Genomic DNA, 17,896 nt, shown 5'->3' on the forward strand with positions numbered 1-17,896 from the left:
TCAACAGAAGTCACAGGTGAAGCGGAAGCAGGATCAACTGTATTGGTTAAAGCAGGAACAACCGAACTAGGTACAGTAGAAGCCGGGACAGATGGGAAGTTTAGCATTAGTATTCCGAAGCAGGCAGCTGGAACAGAAATCACTGTAACGGCAACTGATGAAGCGGGCAATGTAAGTGAAGCAGTAACGGTAACAGTAAAAGATACAAGTGCACCAGTATCACCAACTGTGAATGAAGTAACAGATCAATCAACAGAAGTCACAGGTGAAGCGGAAGCAGGATCAACTGTATTGGTTAAAGCAGGAACAACCGAACTAGGTACAGTGGAAGCCGGAACAGATGGGAAGTTCAGCGTTAGTATTCCGAAGCAGGCAGCTGGAACAGAAATCACTGTAACAGCCACCGATAAAGCAGGGAATGTAAGTGAAGCAGCAACAGTGATAGTGAAGAAAGAGACTGTTTATAAACAGTTAGAAACAAAAACAAATGTCGATCCGCACTATAATTTCACTGTCAAGTTGAATAACAATTTAGATATGGCAACAGTCACTAGCAGCAACATCTACGTGAAAACCAATTCAATACTTGTAGATGGAGTAAAAGTTTCCTTAAATGCTGATAAGAAATCAATTAAAGTCGAGGCACCAGAGGAAGGATACAAAGTAGGAGAAACGTATGTTATTTATGTAGAGAAAGCAGTAAAATCAGCTTCAGGCAAAGAGTTAAAGCAGCCTGTAAAGATGCAGTTTACGATTGCGAGTAATCAATGATGAAAACGGAAGGGCTTAGGCTCTTCCTGTTTTTATTTTACGGAACTGATGAGAAAATCAATGAAGAATGTGAAATCATTATCCATATAAATGCTTACAAACACAAGTATCTTTCTTATTGAGCTAAGGGGGGGGGTAGCTTAGTAAGGAGATAGTTCGTAGCACAGTTGGAAGGTAAGTTGAATTCAAAAAAGCTATAAAAAAACCAAGGAAACGAAAAATTTCCTTGGCATTTCATTTTTACTTTTTATGACCTAATTTCAGTGTTAAAGCACCCCTTCCAGAAGAAACAGATGCTTGTACACTTCTGCCGTTGGCAGTAAAGCTATCAGGGATATTGCCACTGTTTAGGTAGTTCCAAACACGAGTAGCCTCTCCGTCAAAGTAAAATTTAAATAGTTCTTTGGCAACAACAGGGGTACGATATGATTGTGGAAGAGCACTTTCTTTCCATACGTAGAATTGTAATGCTACTTCATATGAACCGCCTGTTCCTTGACTAATTACTTGAATAGCTCCAGTTTTACCAGGAATAGAGTAAAGTTTACCACCGTCTGTAAATCCAAGTTCATTTTGAAGTGTCTTGTAATTTTTAGTAGGGTCAGAACTCCAAGACGACTTCAACACTGGCGCTACCCATCCATCTGGGTATACTTTTCCAGTCGGTTGGTTTGATAACTTACCGACTTCAAGGTAAAGACCACTTCCGGAAACAGAAGCATGCACCTTTCTGCCATTTGCAGTAAAATCGTCCGGAATATTTCCACTGTTTAGATAACCCAAAACACGAGTTGCATCTCCGCTGAAATACAACTTCAATAATTCTTTTGCTACAACTGGCACACGATAAGATTGTGTAAGACTGCTATCCTGCCAAACATTGAATTTAATACCTACTTCATAAGAGGAAGTAGGAGATTGGCTAATAACTTGAATAGCTCCTTGCAGACCTTGAATATCATATCGACTACCACCATTTGTAAAGCCAAGTTCATTTTGAAGTGTTTTATAGTTTACAGCAGGGTCAGCATTCCAAGATGATTTTAATACCGGCGCTATCCATCCATCGGGATATACTTTGCCTGTAACCGATGAATCTTTAAATGCACTATTTAGCACCCGTGCCATCATTGCTGAAAACTGCGCTCGTGTGAGCGTGTCATTTGGCTTAAAGGTTCCATCATTATAGCCAACCGTAATCTGATTTTTTGCTAGCGCCTGTATGTATGGATAGCTCCATGAGCCTGTTGGTACATCTGAGAACGTTTTTCCAGATACTCCATCAAGTTTGTATGCCTTTGCGAGAATAGCCGCCATTTCTGAACGTGTTACCGGCTGATTCAATTTAAATTCGCCATTTTTTACGATGTCCGTAAACAATCCATTATTCATCATTGCAGCGACCAATGCGTGATACTTGCTCCCTTTTGGAACATCACGAAGGCCTGGGTCTGGCTGGTTTGCAGTGTTATACTTACGTTCGCGCTGTACCATCATAGCAATTTGAATACGGGTAAGCTTTTCAGTAGGCTTAAACGATCCGTCCGGATACCCAGAAATAATACCGCGTCCTGACAAATAAAAGATTTCTCGCGATGCCCAGTGACTATCACTCACATCCTTAAACTTACCGGCAGCTGGTGTGGTTTTCGGTGCAAAGAGCACGCTGCTTCCTAAAAGAAACAGGGCCATCAAAGCAAACAATAGTTTCTTCATCATTTTCCTCCTGCTTTTCAATTTCATACACACGACTATCTGCTACTACAAATCTGGTTCATCTTTGCAAATAGTAAGATAGTCAATTTGAATCAACAAAATGTGATGATTTCATCAAAAAAAAACCAATAGTTCCCTTTGTAGATATATTATAACATCGTAATTAGTTCATTTTATCTACTTTCTGTCTTTAAATTCATTTTTTTGGATAAAATTTAATGGGGTCTTTTTATAGTGCTTGCTTAAGTTGTGTTATAAACCAATGTTTAAGATGATTGGCTCAGTTTAAAAAAGGAGGAAAAAAAGAATGAAGTGATTCTGGAAGAATGAACGAGCATTTAATCTGATAGAAATGATGATCGTCTTATTGGTGATTACCGTTTTGCCTTCCATCGCTATTCCAAACGTGGCAAAGCAAAGTAAAAATATCAATAAAAAAGGCTGTTCCGCTTATTTACATATGGTGCAGGGGCAGGTACAGGCGTACCGGATTGATAATGGAACACTGCCTTCCTCTGTCAGTACACTCGTTACAGATGGGTACTTAAGAGATGATGAAACGGCCTGCCCGGGTGGAGGGGCTCTTACAATCGATGCGGAAGGAATTGTGTCAGCCGGTGGGTCATAAAGAAGAAGGCTTTACACTTCTGGAAATAATGATTGTGCTGACGGTTTTTACCGTCTGCTTCGGAGCAGCCCTTATTCCGCTTCGGACGATTGCGGAAGACGTGCGCAACCGTCAGTTTTTTCACCAGGTAGAAAGGGATCTGTTTGCAGCCCAGGCATATGCTGTTTCGAAAAACGCAAATATTGTTGTAGACTTTTTTGAAAATAAAGACCGGTATTACCATATCTATACATTTGAAATACCGAGAAAAACGATTATCAAGCGTGAGATCCCCGAGCATTTCACATTTGATGAGAGGGGGTTAGATACGATTACTTTTTTAAAAACGGGTACGACCAGCCGATTCGGCACGTTTTATTTTACAACAAATGAAAACACCACTAAACTGATTTTTTTAATTGGAAGGGGCCGTTTTTATTTTTCGGAGGAATGAAAGAGGGATGACATTAGCGGAAAGTCTGCTGGCTTTAACCGCTCTTTTTATAGCGGCAGGTGTTTTGCTGCCTTTTAGTTTAAAACTAATGGAGGGCACCTCCTGGCGCTGGGAGAAGCAGGAAGGAATGAGAAAGCTGTATGAAGAAGCCGAATCCCGGATTTTTTTGGATGCTTCCTTTTCTTATGAATTGGATGGGCCGGCTGCCAGGGGAAAATTGGTTTGGGAAGAAGACGGAGGAAGGGCGAAAGCGTGTGTATTCATTCAAGGGAAAAAGAGATGTGTGGAGGAGCAGTAACGGCTTTACACTCATTGAGTCTCTTATTGCATTAATAGTCTTTTGTGCGTGTGCTGCTTCGGTTCCGCTGCTTTATGATGGCGCTTATCGGGCTATGGAAGCTGGAAAAGCCGAGAAAAACACGGAATGGGAGCTTTTTATCATTCAGCTGCGCAATGAAATGCAGGGATCTTCGAATTGGCATGTGTCTGGGACCAGACTCGCGTACCAAGCAGCAGCTTCTGGTGACATGCTAGTCACGGTTAGTCAATATCGTGACAAAATTAGAAGGCAGATCAACGGGCAAGGACATGAAGTGATGCTGCAAGATGTAAAAACGGCTTCGTTTTCAGAAAAAGGAGGGAAAATGTACATACATGTTACATTTTCAAATGGTGAACAGGAAGGAGCGGTCATGTATCCTTTCTATTAGAAGGCACATCAAACGTCAGCAGGGAATGATTTTTCCGCATGTTTTGCTTATTTTAGTACTGATTATGGCAGCATCTGTGTCAGCTGCAGATGCTGCCGTGACCAAATGGAAAACAGCGGATTATTTAACAAACTATTATGAGTTTCGTGTGGCTGAGCTGATGGCGCTGCGGCGTGTTTTAACCCTGTCAGAGCCTGCTTCTTTTGATATAGAAACAAATCTGGGCACAACAAACACTGCAGTAACGGAAACAGCTGAACAAAACTGGCAGATTCGAATCACAACAACTCATACTGACGGTTTTTTCCGTGCCACTTATGTATACGATCCCCGCTTGGAATCGTTTCTCAGCCGGGTTGAATACCATTAATTATTTTGTCTGAGCCAGATAGAAAAGCCCGCCATTCAAAACGGAAACACGGATTACTGGTTCAAAACGGCGCATAATGGCTGCTTTTTCCCGTTCATAATGCGTATTATCCTCTTCCTCCTGGTCAAAAAAAGACTGAAGAAGCTTAAGCTCTGCTTTTTGTTTTTTAAGAGCCGTTTGAGCCCAGCTATGCTCCTCTTCCATCAAGTCTCTCCATATTTTTTGCTTTAGCCGGTTCAAGCCGCTTGCGGGTGTAATAAGAGGCGAGAGCACATAATGGTAAGGACTGATCGAGTGACTGAGAGACAGAGAGCCAGCTTGTTCCAAAAATTGATCCGAAAAAGCTCCGTTGATTAAATGAAGAGCAAGCGGAACGAGCTTTTCTTTTTTGCTGTTTGCTTCATAGGAAAGGTGAAAATGAACAAACAGCCAAGGATCAAGCTGAATGGTTCCCGCTCCGTTTGTTGTTTCATACAATTTGACAAACGATGCTTTTTTTTGAGCATAGGAAAGAAGCTGATGAAAACGGGGGGACCCGAATGTAATATATTCTTCCTGGTGTTTGAGCGGCCGGCCAGGGTCTTTTGTAAAAAAGGTGATGCTCATCGGATCGCCTGCCTGGCCGAGGCGGTCTTTGTAGTGCCAATAAAAAGGGCGGTTCATCAGGGAACGATCTGCTTCTTCGGTTAACTGAACCTTTAACGAATGTTCAGATTCTTCAAGAATAGGACATTCACAGGCAGTAAAAAAGGAACGAAGAAAAGACATCAATGTTGTTCACTCCAATGCAGCTGCAAGGTTTTGCATTTTTATTTCCCACTCTCTAATGCTTTTGGATGAGTGGAATGTATCATGCAAGTGTTCTTCAACCCAGTTTTGATCCAAAATATTGTCCAGCTTTCCGATAGCCGTTTGAAAAAGAGCGATCTTTTCGTAAAGTAAAGAGAGCATGCGGTCTTCCACTGATTGTTTATAGGCAAGATGATAAATGTGGACGTTCTCAGTCTGGCCGTAACGGTGCACACGCCCAATCCGCTGTTCGAGTTTCATCGGATTCCACGGAAGATCAAAATTGATTACATGGCGGCAAAATTGAAGGTTCAATCCTTCACTGCCCGCTTCCGTGGCAATCAGCACCCGCGCTGGACCTTTGAAAAGTTCAATCATCCAATCTTTTTTTCCTTTTTTGAACTTTCCTTGGAAAGAAACAGCCGGAATTTGATGATAACGAAAAAACAGCTCTAAATATTCCTGCGTTGCCCGGTACTGAGTAAAAATAAGCACCTTTTCATTTTCCAGGCCATTCACAATTTCTAATGCTTTTTCAGCCTTGGAATTTCGGTCAACGGCCTGAGCGAGCGCGGCAACTTTTGTTTTATCAAACCCTTCCTGCTTTTGCAGAGTCGCCAGGGCCGCATACTTGCTGCTGCATGCTTCCCGCTGCAGCGTCAGAAGTGTAATGGAGCTTGGCAAGCATTCGGACAGCGAGTCATAAAACGCTTTTTCTTCTTTTGACGGGTCGATCCGGATAGTTTGAATAAAGCGTTTTATAGGCTCGCTTTCCACATCTGTCCGGGTATTGCGTATCATGACCTGCCTGAGCAGGGCGTGAAAAGCATCATGGTTTTGAACGGAGCGCTTTCCATCTTTAAATTCAGACTGGAAGAACCCGTTGCTGCCAAAAAGCCCCGGTCTTAAAAGAGAAACCAAGTGAAACAATTCATCTGCGTTGTTCTGAACCGGTGTGGCTGTCAGCAGCAGGCAGTATGTTTTATTTAAGCGGCTGACAAACTGGTGATTTTTTGTAGCAGGGTTTTTCAATCGGTGTGCTTCATCGATGATAATCATATCAAATAACGTATCCGCAAATGCATCGGCAAACTTCGGCTGTTTGGCCGAATCAATCGATGCAATCTGAACACCGTTCCAAGACCAGTCAGGATTTTTCCGCTGGACGAGCGCAAAAATTTGAAATTTTTCACGCAGTTCTTTGGCCCACTGGCTGACCAGGGAAGCAGGTGCTAATATAAGGATGCGGGAAGCAAGGCCCCGCAGCATATATTCCTTTAAAATAAGTCCGGCTTCAATGGTTTTTCCGAGGCCCACTTCATCTGCTAAAATAGCGGTTCCGCTCATTTCTTCCATTACGGTCTGGGCCGTTTTCAGCTGGTGGGGAAGAAACTGCATATGCGGCAGAAAATCAGGCGCCAGCAGCCCATCAAAGCGGGAAGGCAAAATTTGCTTCTTCATCTCGGCTGTTAAATTAAAAAGTGCCCAGCCGCCGGGTGTTGAGGCGGTTTTTAAGTTTTGCTCGAGTGCATCTGCCCAAGTATCATCATACATAATAGCAGGCTTCATTTATCTCGAAGTCTCCTTTCGATTTCATGAGCTGTCCCTAGCCTGCCCGTAAAAAGGGGAGAACATACACAAGCGGACAAACAAAAACAGCCCTGTTTAAACAGGGCTGTTTTTATTTTGTTTTAATTTTTCCAGTCCATTTTTTAAATCCGCCTTGCAGATGATAAATGTCGCGGTAGCCTTTTCTGTAGAGCATTTGTGCAGCACGGCCGCTGCGAAGGCCGCTCTGGCAATACAAATAAACAGGCTTGTCCGGGCGAATTTCTTTCATTCGCTGCTTCATTTGCGTAACAGGAATGTTCCGGGCTCCTAAAATGTGGCCGCCATTGTATTCATTCGGTTCGCGCACATCAATCAGCTGCGCTTTCCGGTATCCTTTTACAAATTCTTCCTGACTAAGCGGTTTTACTGCACGCTTTTGGGAAAAGTACATAAAGATCGCGTACAAAATAATGGCACCGAGTACCGCGGCAATAGAATAAAGCAACGTTGTGTTCCCCTTTCGAATAAACTGCTCCCTTTATTATATCGATATGGTTATAAGAAGAAAAGAAAATTCTCTTTAAAAAAAGAAGCGTGTTCGCCTTTGAATTTCAGGGTCAATTTGATAGACTGAGTGAGGAAATTTACTAAGAAAAGAAGGCGTATATGATGGCAAAAGAAACATGGGCTTTTCTTGATACTGGAAATCAAGGTGCAGCTTATAATATGGCTGTGGATGAGGCACTGCTTGATTGGCACAGCAAGGGCCTGATCCCGCCCGTCGTCCGCTTTTATGGCTGGGAGCCGGCGGCGCTCTCCATTGGGTATTTTCAAAAAGCGGAAAAAGAAGTGGATTTTGACGCTGTCCGAAATTATGGGCTTGGCTTCGTACGCCGTCCGACTGGCGGAAGAGGCGTGCTTCATGAGCATGAGTTAACGTACAGCGTGATTGTGAGTGAAGAGCATCCAGACATGCCAACAGGTGTAACAGAAGCATACCGGGTCATTTCTGAGGGCGTGCTTCAAGGATTCCGTAAGCTTGGACTTGCTGCAGAGTTTGCTGTCCCGCGGACAGAGGAGGAAAAAGCAAGTTTAAAAAATCCGCGTTCAAGTGTTTGTTTTGATGCGCCAAGCTGGTATGAGCTTGTCGTTGAAGGAAGAAAAGTGGCGGGAAGCGCGCAGACCCGGCAAAAAGGGGTAATCCTGCAGCATGGTTCTATCCTGCTTGATTTAGATGAAGACAAGCTGTTCAGCTTGTTTCACTATCCAAACGACCGGGTAAAAGAGCGGATGAAGAAGGCGTTTGGAAACAAAGCAGTTGCGATTAATGCGCTGCGGGCTGAACCGGTAACGCTCGATGAAGCACGTGTTGCGTTCAAACAAGGGTTTGAAGAAGGGCTCAATATTCATCTTGAACCGCTCGTTTTAACAGATGACCAAAAACGTCAAATTGAAACCATTCAAAGGGATCGGTATGAAAATCCGGATTGGAATTTTCGCAGATAAAAAGAGGTTCGGCAAAATTATTTTTTTTGCTTTTTTCTCTTGGATTTCAAGGCCTGCCAGAGGATGGGCAGAAAGGTGGCCGCTTGACAAACCGCAAGATCTAAATCAATATATAGAATATAAAATTGAAAACAAACACAATATATTGTGTTTGTTTTCGCGTTTTTTCAACAGAATACAAAAGGAGTTGTTTCCATGTCTGCTACGTCCGCTAAGGTTATGTCATTGAACGTAGACCAGTTAAACAAGGACATCAGCATTTTCCCGCAGGTTTTCCCGATCACGCCGGAAATGAACATTACACACAAAGGCGTTTCCCGCCTGGTTATGATTGACCGATATTCATTTAAAGATACTGAAAAAATTACCCTGTCTGAAGGCGACTTTGTTGTTTTGACAATTAAAGAAGATCCTAAATTTCCAGCTCGTGGGACAGGCTTTGTCGTATCGCTCGACCGAGAAGCGAAAAGAGCATCGATTTTGATTGATGAAGAATACCGTAGTGCGATCGATGATTCAGAAGAAGCAGAAACAGGTATTATTCACCGCAGTCTTGATGTGATTGAAAAGCCGCTTGAAGTTTTTTACGAGCAGATTGCTAAACGCAATGCAGCAGGGCTTTCATCTGTTGAAAAAACAGATGAAAAGAAAAAAGAATGGTTCGACAAATTTTATAACGAACTTGTAAGCTTAAACTTTATTCCGGCGGGCCGTGTATTATACGGGGCGGGGGCAGACACAGACGTAACGTATTTTAACTGTTATGTGATGCCATTTGTAGCTGATTCACGTGAAGGCATATCCGAGCATCGTAAGCAGGTAATGGAAATTATGAGCCGCGGCGGTGGTGTCGGAACGAACGGCTCCACTCTTCGGCCGCGCAATACCCTTGCCCGCGGCGTAAACGGGAAGTCGTCTGGATCAGTTTCGTGGCTTGATGATATTGCCAAGCTGACACATCTTGTTGAGCAGGGCGGGTCAAGACGTGGTAAAACAGCTTAAGTGCCTCGTCTATAAATAAACCCCGTGAATTGCTGGGAACTCTTTATGGTCATGAATGGTGATCAGCACCAGGTATTATACAATTGTTATATACCCTGCTTGAGGTGATAATCATGAGACCATATGATGCAAAAGATTCTCAAGAATGTAACATTTGCGGATTTCAACTATCTTATAACAAACAAGGTCGATTCACATCGCATATTCAATATGAACATGGTTTAACTCTGGAGGAATACCTAAAACAGCATTATTATCGTACATTGGATTTGAGATGCTCCTACGAGCTTTGTGAAAATACTGTGGGACTTCGTAGAGGAAATCCTAAAAAATACTGCTCGCCGTCTTGTGGAAACAAAGGAAAACCGCTTAAGTGTGTCGTATGTAGTGGCAAGTTTGATATGAGCACCCGGCCTCACAGGCAAACGAAAACATGCAGTGAAGGCTGTGAAAGGTACCTTAGATCGATTCGCGCAAAAGCCTGGCATGGTTCTATGTCCGAAGAGGAGAAAGAAAAGCATTTCAAAAATATTATATCCAAGACAGCCAAGACAAGAAGAGGGAATCAAACACCTTCTTGGAACAGCGGTAAGACAGGTATCTACAGTGAAGGAACTATCGAAAAAATCCGGCAAGCGGCATTAAAGCAGATGAAGGAACAGGTCTTCAGAAAGACCAATATAGAAAAAAATTTAGAAAACCATCTGAAGGAATTGAATACCGGATATAAGTACTCCTCTATCCTTCAAAAGAGACAATATGATTTTTTTCTAAAAGAAGTATAACCTTATTATTGAATGCGATGGAGATTATTGGCACGCCAATCCTAAGTTTTATCCAGAACCATCGGATGGGCAAGTCGAAAGGATAAAAATCGACCAGGAAAAAAATGAGATAGCAAAAAGGAATGGATACCGAATTGTTCGTTTTTGGGAAGATGACATACTAAATAACTTTCAATATGTCAAAAGCATCATAGATGACTTGCTGGCTACAACGTAACTGGAAACGGTAAGCGTGAATGCTTAAAAACAGCAAGGGGATAAAGACAATCAGCAGCCAAGCTTCTTAAAGGAAGAAGGTTCAACGACCATCGAAACCACGCTTAGTAAGCGGAAGGAAGTAGAGTAGGAAGCAAGTGCTTCCGAAGTGCGGGGATACCAAAATAGGTATAAGATATGGTCTGAGCTCTAAGGTGACTTAGAGAGTTGGTGTAACGAACCAACGTAACATATTGGCTCAAATGATTATGCTAGCAGACTGGCACCCGGATATTGTTGAATTTATTATTTCAAAAATGCAAAACCCGCGTATTTTGCGCTATCTTCTTGAAAATACAGAAGATGAGCAAATTCAAAAAGCGGCAAAGGATAAATTAAACTTTAAGCCGCTGACGGAACGCGAAGAACAAATGTACCAGGGTGTGGTGAATTATAAAAACATTCCTGGCTATGGCGGCTTCAGTCCTGAAATTATCAAAGAAGCGGAAGAGAAACTTCACACTGGCGGAACATACAGCGTTCATAACGCTGAATTTTTAACAGGTGCCAATATCTCGATCTGCCTGACGAATGAATTTATGGATGCAGTGGAAAAAAATGCAGATTATGAGCTGCGTTTTCCGGCAGTAGAAACATACAACAAAGAAGAAATGGCATACTACAACGAAAATTGGCACAAGGTCGGCGATGTCCGTGAATGGGAGCGCGAGGGACATAAAGTTCGCACGTACCGCAAAATTAAAGCACGCGAGCTATGGAATTTAATTAATGTCTGTGCGACTTATTCAGCAGAACCGGGCATTTTCTTTATCGACAATGCCAATGAAATGACCAATGCAAAAGCATATGGCCAGCAGGTTGTTGCAACAAACCCATGTGGTGAGCAGCCCCTTGCACCATTTTCAGTCTGCAACTTAGCAGCCGTTAACCTTGCCGAAATGGCGGACAAGGATTCGAAAACGGTGAATTTTGATAAATTAAAACAAACGGTTCGCACAGGTGTCCGTATGCAGGATAACGTTATCGATGCGACACCGTATTTCCTTGAGGAAAACAAAAAACAGGCGCTCGGTGAACGACGGGTCGGCCTTGGCGTAATGGGACTGGCGGACCTGCTTATTTATTGCGAAAAAGAATATGGTTCTCCAGAAGGAAATACCCTTGTTGACCAGGTGTTCGAAGCGATTGCTGTAACAGCGTACGAAACGTCTGTAGAGCTGGCAAAAGAAAAAGGCAGTTTCCCATTCCTTGAGGGAGAAACACAAGATGAAACCAATCGTCTTCGTGAGGCATTTATTCATACAGGCTACATGAAAAAGATGCCGGAGCATGTAAGGGAAGCTATTCTTCAAAACGGTATTCGCAATTCACATTTGTTAACTGTGGCACCAACGGGTTCCACTGGAACGATGGTGGGTGTATCAACGGGATTGGAGCCATATTTCTCCTTTACGTACTACCGCAGCGGACGTCTTGGTAAATTTATTGAGGTCAAAGCGGATATTGTAAAAGACTATCTGGAGCGCAATCCGGAAGCAGATCCGGATCAATTACCGGATTACTTTGTAACAGCGATGAGCCTGGCACCAGAAGCGCATGCAGATGTTCAGTGTGTGATTCAACGATGGATTGACAGCTCTATCTCCAAAACCGTGAACGCGCCGCGCGGCTATACAGTTGAGCAGGTAGAAAGCGTGTATGAGCGTCTTTACAAAGGCGGGGCAAAAGGCGGCACGGTTTATGTAGACGGAAGCCGTGATTCCCAGGTGCTTACGCTGAAAGCAGAAGAAAACACATGGGATGAGGAAGGGAAAACGGAACCGAAACAACATGAACACCATGTTGTTTTAATTGATACGATTCAGGATCTTCGTTCAACAAATGTGACAATTGGCAGTGAAGTCGGCAATACTTGCCCGGTCTGCCGCAAAGGAACAGTAGAAGAGCTCGGCGGCTGCAATACATGTACGAACTGCGGCGCCCAGCTGAAATGTGGATTATAAGAAAAAAAGGCCTCCAAAAAGCCGCCCTTGAATAAAAAGGGCGGCTTTTTATATATTGCCGGCAATAAAAAACCCTGCACGGATATCCGGCAGAGTCATTCAGAAGAAGCTCGGGAGCTTCGCTTTCCTTTATTTCCTTGAATAAGAGTTAAATGTGAGGCTTTCTTGCGGCGTACTGCTTTCTTTTTCGGTTTTCCTGTTGTGAAAGCAACAGATGCTTTCGGTTTAAAACCTGTTTTTGTGGCGTAACGTTTTTTGGATTGTTTCACAGCTTTAGAGTAAGCGCGGTCTTCGCTGCGGTTTCCTCCAGTCCGGTTACGCATAAACAGCCGGAGCAAGAACATCACAATCGCAACAGTGATTACAGCAAAAGCAATTTGCTGCACGAGCTGCCCGGGAGAGGTGATCATCATTGACACAAGACCAATGGCAGCGAGTGCAGTAATGACGGAAACGACAACAGTGCGAACATTCATTAAAGCCACCTCCCGGAAAAATAGAGTTACTTACATATTAGACAATTTCGTCTGCTTTTAATCCTTTTTCAGTACTTTCTTCAATGGAAATTAATTTCTTGAAAGAGGCGATCGCCACTTCCACTTGATCATCTGATGGATCCTTTGTGGTTAAAAGCTGAAGGCAAAGTCCAGGATACCCAAGCCATTTTAAGCCGGGAACATCACGAACTTTGTTTGTGAGCTGCAGAACCTCAAAAGAAAGGCCAAGCACAACAGGAATAAGAGCAAGCCGGTTAAGCACTCGTACATAAAATGGCTCAGTCGGTACAAGCATATACACAAAAACACCAACAATAACCGTAAATAAAATAAAGCTGGATCCGCAGCGATAGTGAAGCCGGGAAGAGGCCTGCACATTCTGCACAGTCAGCGAAAGCCCATTTTCATAAGCATTTATTACTTTATGCTCCGCTCCGTGATATTGGAATACACGTTTAATAAGCGGCGTCATCGAAATGGCCCAAATGTAAACAAGCAGCAGGAGTAATTTAAACAGCCCTTCTACCAGGATCTGGGCCATATCACTTTGAAAAACAGGCCTTGTTAGTTCAGCCAGGCCAACCGGTACAAGGGTAAAAACAAATTTTCCGAACAGGAATGATAAAATCCCTACAAGCGCAACCCCAAACATAAGGGTAAACTTTGACGGCTCTTCTGCTTTTGCTTCTTCTTCACCCGGCAGGACGTCATACCGGTCATTGGCAAAGTTTAAATGTTTAGACCCTGTGGCAGCAGCTTCTAAAATGGCAACGATACCGCGAAGAAGAGGAATTTTCTTCATTGTCTGGAGGGCGGGGCGAATCGTGCGGGGCAGATGGAAATATTCAATTGATCCATCGTTGCGCCGTACGGCGGTAACCGTATGATTTTTTCCACCGAACATAACACCTTCAACAACGGCCTGCCCGCCATACACCGGCTTTTCATTACTCATGTGTTCGTTCCTTCTTTCGTTCATCCTTTAGCAAGGACGTATAGTAATCATATTTTAGCGATAATCCGGCTAAAATAAAAGCGGAACCTGCTTGAAGGAGGAAAGAAATGATTCGAACTAACAATTCTAAACATTCTGATTATTCAAGGCGTATGATAAGTGAGACCGGCGTGATGGCAGGCCTGCTGCTGCTGCTATTCAGCTGGCTTTCTTATACCTTTCATTTTATGAACTGGAACCCTGTTTTTATGCTTGCTGCTTTCCCGCTGCCGCTGCTTGTAAAATACGGAATTGCCTTAGTGGTAAGTGTACTTATTTCTATTGTACTCTCTTTATTATACTATGCGCTGTTCCGTAAAAGAAAGCCCTTCCCCGTTGGAATTTCCATAACTGTTTTCTTTTTTTTGTTTGTTTTTTTCGGTGCTGACCGGTCGCTTCTGCACCTGGTCACCATTTTTTCTCTTTTACTCGGTTATTTCCTGTTTATCAGCCTCACAATTTCCTGGCATTACGAAAGAGCCAAGTAGTCAGAAGACGGGCAAATATGGTAAACTAGTCGGGAAAATGAATAGCCGGGGGATAAGAAATGAAGAAAATTTTGCTTATTAATGGGGTAAACCTGAACCGGCTTGGAAAGCGTGAACCGCATATTTACGGAACGACGACGCTTGCCGAGCTTGAGGAACGGCTGATCAAACGCGGGGCGCAGGCAGGCGTGGAAGTGGTAACCTTTCACTCGAATTTTGAAGGAGAAATCGTGGAACGGCTTCATCTAGCAGAGGATGAGAGAATGGATGGGATTATTTTCAATCCCGGTGCATTCACCCACTACAGCTATGCTATTGCTGATGCAGCAGCAGGGATTAACGTACCGATTGTAGAAGTACATATTTCAAATATTCATAAGAGAGAAGCTTTCCGGCATCATTCAGTTACGGCACCTCACGCGATAGGACAGCTGTGCGGCTTTGGGCTGTACGGCTACGAAATGGCACTCGACTTTTTGGTAAACAGGGAGGGCTGAGAAAATGGGACAGATTGAAAAGCTGCGCTCAAAAATAGCTGAGCAGGGCCTGGATGGTTTATTTATTATGAGTCCGTACAACCGGCGCTATGTGAGCGGGTTTACCGGTACATCAGGTGCTGTACTCGTCACAAGCGAAGAAGCCGTTTTTATGACCGATTTTCGTTATACAGAGCAGGCAGCAAAGCAGGCAGCTGGATTTACGATCGTCCAGCATACAAAATCAATTTTCGAAGAAGCTATGCAGAAAGCAGAAGCACTTGGTGTACAGACGCTTGGTTTTGAAAAAGAATACGTTTCTTATCAGGAGTTTGAATTACTTCAAAAGTATTTCAACGGGACACTCAAGCCGGTGGCAGGAATCGTGGAAAACTTGCGCTTGATTAAGACCGAACCAGAGATTAAGATATTAAAGGAAGCGTGTGACATCGCAGATGCAGCGTTCAAGCATATTTTGGATTTTCTGAAGCCGGGAGTAAGAGAAATTGATGTATCGAATGAACTTGAATTTTTCATGAGAAAATGCGGTGCAGATTCTTCCTCTTTTGATATTATTGTTGCCTCAGGTGCCCGCTCAGCTTTGCCGCACGGTGTAGCGAGTGAAAAGGAAATCCAGTCAGGCGACTTCGTTACGCTTGATTTTGGCGCATACTACAAAGGATATGCATCGGACATCACCCGTACAGTAGCGGTTGGAGAACCATCCGAGCAGCTAAAGGAAATTTATGCGATTGTATTGGAAGCGCAAATGGCTGCGGTAGATCAAATCAAGCCTGGAATGACAGGTGCCGAGGCAGATGCTGTAGCACGCGATATTATTTCATCAAAAGGATATGGAGATGCATTTGGCCACTCCACTGGACACGGCCTTGGCCTTGAAGTGCATGAAAGTCCGAGACTCTCGGTAAAAAGTGATAAACCGCTCGAATCTGGTATGGTTGTAACAGTGGAACCGGGCATTTATTTGCCGGGTATCGGCGGCGTCCGGATCGAGGACGATATCCTGCTTACAGACAGCGGGAATGAACGGCTCACACATTCTGCTAAAGAACTTATTATTTTGTAAAAACCCCAGGAGGAACACACATGATTTCAGTAAACGATTTTCGTACAGGCTTAACAATTGAAGTAGACAACGGCATTTGGCGCGTTGTAGATTTCCAGCACGTAAAACCAGGAAAAGGAGCAGCGTTTGTTCGTTCAAAGCTGCGCAACCTTCGTACGGGTGCCATTCAGGAAAAAACATTCCGTGCCGGTGAAAAAGTAGGAAAAGCACAAATCGACAACCGTCGTATGCAATACTTGTATGCAAACGGCGACCAGCACGTGTTCATGGATAACGAATCATATGAACAAATCGAAATTCCAGCATCTCAAATTGACTATGAGTTAAAGTTCCTGAAAGAGAACATGGAAGTATCCATTATGATGTTTGGAACAGAAACACTTGGTGTAGAGCTTCCGAACACAGTAGAATTAAAAGTAACAGAAACAGAACCAGGCATCAAAGGCGATACAGCATCAGGCGGTACAAAGCCGGCAACTGTAGAAACAGGACTTACTGTAAACGTGCCGTTCTTCGTAAACGAAGGTGACGTACTGATCGTAAATACAACGGACGGATCATATGTATCGCGTGCATAATGATTTTTTAGGGCGTACCTGACAGGTATGCCCTTTTTATTTGCGTTCTGTCCTGCTTATTCGTACGATGAAAGAAGATAAAGAGAAAGAAGGTCGATCGTATTGAATATGAAAGAAAAAATCGAGCCGCTGATTCCAGCCTTTCAATCTAGAGAACCGGCATTAGATGAGCTGAATTCTTTTCCATTTGAAAATATAAAAGATTTAAAGAAGATCGGCTATACAAAAGCAATGCTTCCGCAAAACGGAGGAATGTCACTCGTTGATTTTATCCAGCATCAGGAGTTGATCGCAAAAGGATGCGGGGCAACGGGTCTTTCGATTGGGTGGCACACAGGCATCCTGATGGAATATGCAGAGTACCGGCACTGGAACCCGGCGATTACTGACTTTCTTATAGAAGAAATCCAAAACGGCAAACTGGTCAATGCGGCAGCAAGTGAGCGCAATGCAGGAAGCCCGCTTCGGGGGGCACGATTTAAAACAAATGCCGTTCGTGACGGCCAGGAATATGTAATCAACGGGGAAAAAACATTTACCTCTGCAGCGCCCGTCTTGGATTACGTATTTGTTTCTGCATCGATTGGCGAAACAAAAGAGGCAGCTGTGTTTCTTGTACCGATGTCTGCCGAAGGAGTTTCCATACGGGAAACGTGGGACAGTGTAGCCATGCGTGGAACAGCGAGCCATGATTTAATTCTCGAGAATGTGAGAATTCCGGCTGATTATATTGTGGAGAAGCTTGATCAGTCCCAGCGGCTTCGCCGAAAAGGGTCTCTTCTTCACATCCCGGCTTGTTACATTGGCATTGCCGGTGCCGCCCGTGATTATGCGCTTAAGTTTGCGGCCTCTTATACGCCGGCTGCACTTGATCACCCGATCGGCGAATTGCCGGTTATGGAGCAGTCTATTGGTGAAATGGAAACCAAGCTGTTGGCTGCCCGTCAATTTTTGTACCGAACAGCAGAACTGTATGACCGGGAACCAGAGAATCCAATCGGTCCGCAAATGGCCGCGGCAAAAGTGTTTGTAACCAACACGGCTATTGAAGTAACCGATATAGCCATGCGGATTGTCGGTGCCAGAAGCTTGTCTGCGAAAAACCCGCTTCACCGGTATTGGCAAAACGTTCGTGCAGGCCTTCATAATCCGCCAATGGACGATATTGCTTACCGGACGCTTGCCCAAAGTGCGCTGTCGCAATTTCGCTCGTAAATATTAAACCGCCAATCTCTTGGCGGTTTTTTTCATGGATAATATGCCTTCCTCAGTCATACAATGTGGAAAGAGCGGAAG

Annotated in this window: 19 protein-coding genes and 3 pseudogenes; 16 read left to right on the forward strand and 6 right to left on the reverse strand. The window is 43.7% G+C overall.

Going from position 1 to position 17,896, the window contains the following annotated elements; all coding sequences use genetic code 11:
* Window positions 1-771 (forward strand): Ig-like domain-containing protein (locus tag L2D08_RS09300; protein ID WP_242233495.1); only part of this gene is annotated, 771 nt, incomplete at its 5' end.
* 240 nt (window positions 772-1,011) lie between these two features.
* On the opposite strand, the gene L2D08_RS09305 is transcribed toward L2D08_RS09300, so the two are convergent.
* On the reverse strand, window positions 1,012-2,487 hold the full coding sequence (locus L2D08_RS09305; protein WP_242233496.1) for an S-layer homology domain-containing protein: 1,476 nt from the start codon (window positions 2,485-2,487) through the stop codon (window positions 1,012-1,014).
* A 319-nt stretch (window positions 2,488-2,806) separates the two neighbouring features.
* Here L2D08_RS09305 and comGC point away from each other — a divergent pair.
* The 5 genes and pseudogenes from comGC to L2D08_RS09330 all read left to right on the forward strand — a co-directional run.
* Window positions 2,807-3,115: pseudogene (gene comGC / locus L2D08_RS09310) on the forward strand (competence type IV pilus major pilin ComGC); the annotation flags it as partial.
* Window positions 3,081-3,548: a competence type IV pilus minor pilin ComGD gene (gene comGD / locus L2D08_RS09315; protein WP_242233498.1), complete on the forward strand. Its 468-nt coding sequence runs from the start codon at window positions 3,081-3,083 to the stop codon at window positions 3,546-3,548. The pseudogene comGC and the gene comGD, both read left to right, overlap by 35 nt.
* Before the next feature lie 7 nt (window positions 3,549-3,555).
* Window positions 3,556-3,846: a hypothetical protein gene (locus L2D08_RS09320; protein ID WP_242233499.1), complete on the forward strand. Its 291-nt coding sequence runs from the start codon at window positions 3,556-3,558 to the stop codon at window positions 3,844-3,846.
* Entirely contained in the window at window positions 3,830-4,258 is a 429-nt protein-coding gene (gene comGF / locus L2D08_RS09325; RefSeq protein ID WP_242233500.1) for a competence type IV pilus minor pilin ComGF, read from the forward strand. The genes L2D08_RS09320 and comGF overlap by 17 nt, the downstream gene beginning before the upstream one ends.
* A 25-nt stretch (window positions 4,259-4,283) precedes the next feature.
* Window positions 4,284-4,628 (forward strand): hypothetical protein, encoded by a 345-nt coding sequence (locus L2D08_RS09330; RefSeq protein WP_242233501.1) that lies wholly within the window; start codon window positions 4,284-4,286, stop codon window positions 4,626-4,628.
* On the opposite strand, the gene L2D08_RS09335 is transcribed toward L2D08_RS09330, so the two are convergent.
* From L2D08_RS09335 to L2D08_RS09345, 3 genes are all read right to left on the reverse strand, one after another.
* Window positions 4,629-5,396, reverse strand: a complete 768-nt coding sequence (locus L2D08_RS09335) for a YqhG family protein (protein ID WP_242233755.1) — start codon at window positions 5,394-5,396, stop codon at window positions 4,629-4,631. It lies immediately after the preceding gene.
* A 9-nt stretch (window positions 5,397-5,405) separates the two neighbouring features.
* Window positions 5,406-6,986 carry a DEAD/DEAH box helicase gene (locus L2D08_RS09340; RefSeq protein ID WP_242233502.1) on the reverse strand — a complete coding sequence of 527 codons (1,581 nt, stop codon included), beginning with the start codon at window positions 6,984-6,986 and terminating at the stop codon, window positions 5,406-5,408.
* A gap of 112 nt (window positions 6,987-7,098) precedes the next feature.
* Window positions 7,099-7,419 (reverse strand): rhodanese-like domain-containing protein, encoded by a 321-nt coding sequence (locus L2D08_RS09345; protein ID WP_242233756.1) that lies wholly within the window; start codon window positions 7,417-7,419, stop codon window positions 7,099-7,101.
* Between the two features lie 218 nt (window positions 7,420-7,637).
* Between L2D08_RS09345 and L2D08_RS09350 the strand changes: the two genes are divergently transcribed.
* The 5 genes and pseudogenes from L2D08_RS09350 to L2D08_RS09365 form a co-directional block, all read left to right on the forward strand.
* The gene (locus L2D08_RS09350; protein WP_242233503.1) at window positions 7,638-8,474 is read left to right on the forward strand and encodes a lipoate--protein ligase family protein; all 837 of its coding nucleotides are present in this window, start codon (window positions 7,638-7,640) and stop codon (window positions 8,472-8,474) included.
* 195 nt (window positions 8,475-8,669) lie between these two features.
* A pseudogene (locus L2D08_RS09355) lies at window positions 8,670-9,464 on the forward strand (ribonucleotide reductase N-terminal alpha domain-containing protein); the annotation flags it as partial.
* 125 nt (window positions 9,465-9,589) lie between these two features.
* A complete protein-coding gene (locus tag L2D08_RS09360; RefSeq protein ID WP_242233504.1) occupies window positions 9,590-10,261 on the forward strand; it encodes a hypothetical protein in 672 nt (223 codons plus the stop codon).
* An 88-nt stretch (window positions 10,262-10,349) separates the two neighbouring features.
* Complete coding sequence (locus L2D08_RS24455; protein ID WP_375337575.1) at window positions 10,350-10,478, forward strand: DUF559 domain-containing protein; 129 nt, start codon at window positions 10,350-10,352, stop codon at window positions 10,476-10,478.
* 235 nt (window positions 10,479-10,713) lie between these two features.
* Window positions 10,714-12,480: pseudogene (locus L2D08_RS09365) on the forward strand (vitamin B12-dependent ribonucleotide reductase); the annotation flags it as partial.
* A 95-nt stretch (window positions 12,481-12,575) separates the two neighbouring features.
* Here the strand turns inward: L2D08_RS09365 and L2D08_RS09370 are convergent.
* Complete coding sequence (locus tag L2D08_RS09370; RefSeq protein ID WP_242233505.1) at window positions 12,576-12,956, reverse strand: SA1362 family protein; 381 nt, start codon at window positions 12,954-12,956, stop codon at window positions 12,576-12,578.
* 37 nt (window positions 12,957-12,993) lie between these two features.
* Window positions 12,994-13,932 carry a DUF1385 domain-containing protein gene (locus L2D08_RS09375; protein WP_242233506.1) on the reverse strand — a complete coding sequence of 313 codons (939 nt, stop codon included), beginning with the start codon at window positions 13,930-13,932 and terminating at the stop codon, window positions 12,994-12,996.
* A 107-nt stretch (window positions 13,933-14,039) separates the two neighbouring features.
* Here L2D08_RS09375 and L2D08_RS09380 point away from each other — a divergent pair, with 107 nt between their 5' ends.
* The 5 genes from L2D08_RS09380 to L2D08_RS09400 all read left to right on the forward strand — a co-directional run bounded on the left by L2D08_RS09380 (window position 14,040) and on the right by L2D08_RS09400 (window position 17,815).
* Window positions 14,040-14,459 carry a hypothetical protein gene (locus L2D08_RS09380; RefSeq protein WP_242233507.1) on the forward strand — a complete coding sequence of 140 codons (420 nt, stop codon included), beginning with the start codon at window positions 14,040-14,042 and terminating at the stop codon, window positions 14,457-14,459.
* 59 nt (window positions 14,460-14,518) lie between these two features.
* The gene (gene aroQ, locus L2D08_RS09385) at window positions 14,519-14,956 is read left to right on the forward strand and encodes a type II 3-dehydroquinate dehydratase (protein ID WP_242233508.1); all 438 of its coding nucleotides are present in this window, start codon (window positions 14,519-14,521) and stop codon (window positions 14,954-14,956) included.
* Between the two features lie 4 nt (window positions 14,957-14,960).
* Complete coding sequence (locus tag L2D08_RS09390; RefSeq protein WP_242233509.1) at window positions 14,961-16,022, forward strand: M24 family metallopeptidase; 1,062 nt, start codon at window positions 14,961-14,963, stop codon at window positions 16,020-16,022.
* A gap of 20 nt (window positions 16,023-16,042) precedes the next feature.
* Window positions 16,043-16,600 carry an elongation factor P gene (gene efp, locus L2D08_RS09395; RefSeq protein ID WP_242233510.1) on the forward strand — a complete coding sequence of 186 codons (558 nt, stop codon included), beginning with the start codon at window positions 16,043-16,045 and terminating at the stop codon, window positions 16,598-16,600.
* 108 nt (window positions 16,601-16,708) lie between these two features.
* Complete coding sequence (locus L2D08_RS09400) at window positions 16,709-17,815, forward strand: acyl-CoA dehydrogenase family protein (protein WP_242233757.1); 1,107 nt, start codon at window positions 16,709-16,711, stop codon at window positions 17,813-17,815.
* The last annotated feature ends 81 nt before the right edge of the window (window positions 17,816-17,896 follow it).

The sequence above is a fragment of the Domibacillus sp. PGB-M46 genome (assembly GCF_022668875.1).
Taxonomy (GTDB): Bacteria; Bacillota; Bacilli; order Bacillales; family Domibacillaceae; genus Domibacillus.